The 4,193-nt window shown below is 47.2% G+C and carries 4 protein-coding genes; all 4 read left to right on the top strand.

Going from position 1 to position 4,193, the window contains the following annotated elements; genetic code table 11:
• Nucleotides 1-407 (top strand): tyrosine-type recombinase/integrase (locus F1593_RS27395; RefSeq protein ID WP_149404730.1); only part of this gene is annotated, 407 nt, incomplete at its 5' end.
• A 67-nt stretch (nt 408-474) separates the two neighbouring features.
• Nucleotides 475-813, top strand: a complete 339-nt coding sequence (locus F1593_RS27390; RefSeq protein WP_149404729.1) for a hypothetical protein — start codon at nt 475-477, stop codon at nt 811-813.
• 763 nt (nt 814-1,576) lie between these two features.
• Complete coding sequence (locus F1593_RS27385; RefSeq protein WP_172632512.1) at nt 1,577-2,524, top strand: ParA family protein; 948 nt, start codon at nt 1,577-1,579, stop codon at nt 2,522-2,524.
• A 201-nt stretch (nt 2,525-2,725) separates the two neighbouring features.
• The gene (locus F1593_RS27380; RefSeq protein WP_149404727.1) at nt 2,726-3,844 is read left to right on the top strand and encodes a ParB/RepB/Spo0J family partition protein; all 1,119 of its coding nucleotides are present in this window, start codon (nt 2,726-2,728) and stop codon (nt 3,842-3,844) included.
• Nucleotides 3,845-4,193 lie beyond the last annotated feature (349 nt).

Below are 4,193 nucleotides of genomic sequence, written 5' to 3'. Positions count from 1 at the left end.
GGACTTTCCCCTTTACAACGGACGGATTCAAATGTTCCCGAGGGAGATTGGTTGGCAGCTTTGGGTTATTCTGCTCTCGCTGCCTGATTGTTCAAAAGTGTCACGTGGTTTTGAACCATGCCTTACAAAAACAATTCCATTCTTTGCTAGCTGAAGCAGGGCTTGATCCAATGCACTTCCATGATTTACGTCACTCGGCTGCTACCATCCTCATGGGTATGGGGGTAAATGTAAAAGTCATTCAAGAACTGCTTGGACATAGCAATATTAGCACAACGCTAAGAGTTTATTCTCATGAAGAAAGTATGGGAAGCCGAGAGATCCCTGCGAAGGAAATCTGGCAGGGATCTCTTTTTCTCATAAGGAGAGATGTTCACGGTACGCGCGAGGCTTCTGGTGCGCCTTGAGAGCAAACCAATCACACATGTATCTCACAGATTGCCCAAATTGACACAAAGAGAATACTCTCGTAGTATGACGCGTTCTTCGGTAACCATCCAGATTACGCCTGAACCCTCGCCCTCGACTCCTTCCTGGATGGAAGAAGTCGCTGCGTTTGCTCAGGTACTCACCCATACAGGCATCAGATCAGCGCCCAAAATGGCTCGGCCGAGCCATTTTGGGAACGACGCAACAAATTCGGTCAGATCCAGAAAGATAGCCTGTCGCACGAATAGTTATTCATCCCTGAATGGTAGATCTCATTCTTTACGAGGAGGCACTGTAAAGCGTCCATCTCTGTTCCCTGGCTTATCGGAAGATTCTGCTCAGGCACGGTTTACCTTCTCCTTCCTGCTAGAAGCAGATCTGTGAAGAAACAAAACAAACGAACAAGTTGGACGCGGCGAGTGGCGTTTGGAGTGGCGTTTGAATGTACGATTCACGGCGTCTCGCCATAAGGGATGAGACCTACGCTTGGCTGCATCGCTGTATAGTTACATAGCGACATAGCGACATCGTGACATATAGAAGCGCTGATCTCATTACATCAGACTTGTTGAAGGATGGTCCTTCGATCTTCTGCCTGGCAAATTTGCTATCAGATTCTATTTTAAGGATCAGATCTACCATGCAAGGCACCCAAAATGGCTCGGCCGAGCCATTTTTAAAACGGCGCCATCCACACGGGACGCTTCGATCTCCTGGCAATCAAATCGTACAACACTCTCTCTTTGACATCCTCAAAATGGCTCGGCCGAGCCATTCTTAAAACAGTACCATCCACACGGGACGCTTCGATCTCCTGGCAATCAAATCGTACAACACTCTCTCTTTGACATCCTCAAATGGCCCGGCCGAGCCATTTGAAGTTCTCATGAGGATTTCTACTGTTTAAACAGCTTGTCTGGTTGACTTTAATGGACAACTATGGTTTTATTACAAAAGATCAGCAAATGGCTCGGCCGAGCCATTTTGGGAAAACACTTCCCAGGAGGATATTTGTCTCCGATAACAGACAACGATGATTTTACTACAAAATTTCCAAAATGGCTCGGCCGAGCCATTTCAGGGTAAACAGAACTCACTACTCCAAAGAGACCTTCTTTATTCTATTGAAAAGGAGTTCATAACGAACATGGCGATAAAAATAGGCTATTCCAACGAAAAAGGCGGCGTGACGAAAACTGCATCTACGGCGACTCATGGAACCTCACTTTCCCTGGTGGGAAGTCGCGTGCTGGTCTTCGATGTTGATCCTCAAGCGCATACATGTGATGTATTGGGACGTAACCGGCGCTTCAACAAAGGCAAGACCATTAAAGAGGTCCTGCTGGGTGAAGTCTCGCTCAAAGAAGCTATTATTCCAACCTATATCCATCCAGAAACTATGCAATTCTTTGATCCGGCACGTACTTCCGAACATGTGCAGCCACGCCGGGGTCCCGATCTGGTTCCGATTACACTGGCCGCAAATTCTCTCGATTTTGACCTCAAATCGCGGGTAACTTATTGGAATGAACAGCTCCGGGAAGCAATAGCTCCACTTGAAGATGATTATGACTATATGGTCTTTGACTGTGCGCCCGGTCTGCTGGCAGGGACGATGAATGTATATACCGCTGCTGATTATATGGTATTCCCTTTGATCCCTGAAAAGCACGCCATTGAAGGACTGCAGGGCGCGATTGGCACATTACAGGAAACGAAGAAACGCGCCAATCCCAATTTGAAGGTAGCAGGTACGTACTTCAATAAGGTCCAAAACTGGCGCGTGCACAAAAACATGATGGCGAATGTGCAAGAGTTGATAGAGGGTAGCAAACTCGCTATTCCTCTGTGCGAAACCTATATCGAGCAGAGCAAAGATTTCGGAGAGTCACTGGAGCAAGGATCGCTCATTGTCCTGGATAATCCCTATTCTAAATGTGCCAAATCTTACTGGTATGTTCTGCATGAGCTTTTACAACACATTGGCGGGCCAGCACAGACAAAAGTCGCGTCGATGGTCCAGAAAATGAGACAGGATGACCAGCAACAGGCCGAAGAAAAAATCCAGAAGAAACAGGCCGCGAAACAAGGGTAGTTCCATGGCTCGGTTTGAGAGATAAGATCGAGAAGGACATCGCAGTAAAACTGCTTCGTCGTGTTGCTTGATCGGTAAGGCCAGGAAAAAGTCGATCAAGATTGTTTCGTTACGTTGCGCAATAGCTGTGTTCAAGATGGTAACCTATCAGGACCGGCTCTTCACGTTACGCAACAGCTATCATAGGGGAAGGTAGTGTATATGGTAAAGCCGAAAAAGAAAATCAATAGCATATTTGCGTCAGATTTTCTGAATGAAGATATGGCAGCAACTGCTGTCGATGGAAATGCACTCTATGGAGATCTTCCACCACGACTCCAGGAAATGAAAGAGCAGGTAGAAGCCATCACGGATGGGAATGATTTGCCCCATATTGCGATTGAATTGCTGCACGATAATCCATATCAACCCAGAAGACGGATGAATGAACAACGCCTGACCACCCTATCACTGGAAATAAGTCAGTATGGTTTTCGCGGCGTTCTCTTAGCACGACGGGATCCCAACGATGCGCAGGCGTATCAATTGGTGTATGGACATCGGAGAAGAGAGGCGGCAAAACAGGCGGGCTTACAAAAATTGCCTGTTATGATACAAGAGATCACGGACCAGGAAATGATGTTTCTGGCCGCCAATGAAAACCTGATGCGGGATGATTTATCTCCGATTGATGAAGCCTATATGTTTCGCTCGATGGGAGAGGTTCTGACACAGGAGCAAATCGCTGAACGTTTACAGGTTTCGCGCGGCTATATCCGGAATCGACTTGAGTTGCTAAAAGCCCCGGAAGATGTCCAGGATATGGTGGAAGAGAAACCAACCACGATTCGAGCAGCGTACTTCTTAAAAAATATCGAGGATAGTGTGATACGCACGGATGCCATCAATGCACTCTTAGCTGAAGATATTACGGGCAGCGAGGTTGAGGCTTATGTGGAGAACTTACAACAGGCGCTGGCTGAACAGGCAAAACAGGCAACACTACAGGCTCCAATCCCTCTAAATAAGGAACAGGAATCAGAGGGGCCACGATTGCCCTGGCCATTCGAGAAGGATGAGCCAGATCAAACAGTACAGCCAGTCAGTCAGCCAGTCGGTCAGCCGGTTATAATACAACCGATTGTGGAGAAGAGCAAAACAGAGAGTATTGCACGACGCGAACAAAGTAAATTGGAGACGATCGTAAAGCATTTCGAAAATTATGAGAAACGCCTCCAGGCACAACAACGTGTTCCCAGCGCAGGAGAACAAAGGGCGCTACAAAAAGTGCTAGCAGCGATAGAACATCTGCGTCAAAACATGATCATTGAAGAACACTGAGTGTAATCTATCTAGCTCCTACACAAACCACGCCACAAGAAAAGTCGAGCATTCCAAGCCTTCCAAAGAACACCGGACCATGATCTACACAAAGCATAACATGGTCCGGTGTTCTTTGGATCATCTGTACTCAGAGAGTGCCGGACCCCATCATCATAGGGATCTTACTGCTGACTCGCAGCAGCACCTACTCCAACAAATGGAGGTGAAGCAAGAACTCCCTGCCTGTATGGTTTTCCGTCATCGAGACCTGAGCGTGAGTGCCCTCATCGTACCTGTTCAGGTTGTCCGCAAAAAAGCTGAACAAGAAAAGCGATAAGCTGAGCAAGAAAGGACGAAAAAGGATGAG

This window comes from Dictyobacter arantiisoli, from assembly GCF_008326305.1.
GTDB lineage: Bacteria > Chloroflexota > Ktedonobacteria > Ktedonobacterales > Ktedonobacteraceae > Dictyobacter > Dictyobacter arantiisoli.
This window is presented reverse-complemented; position numbering and strand designations above follow the sequence as displayed.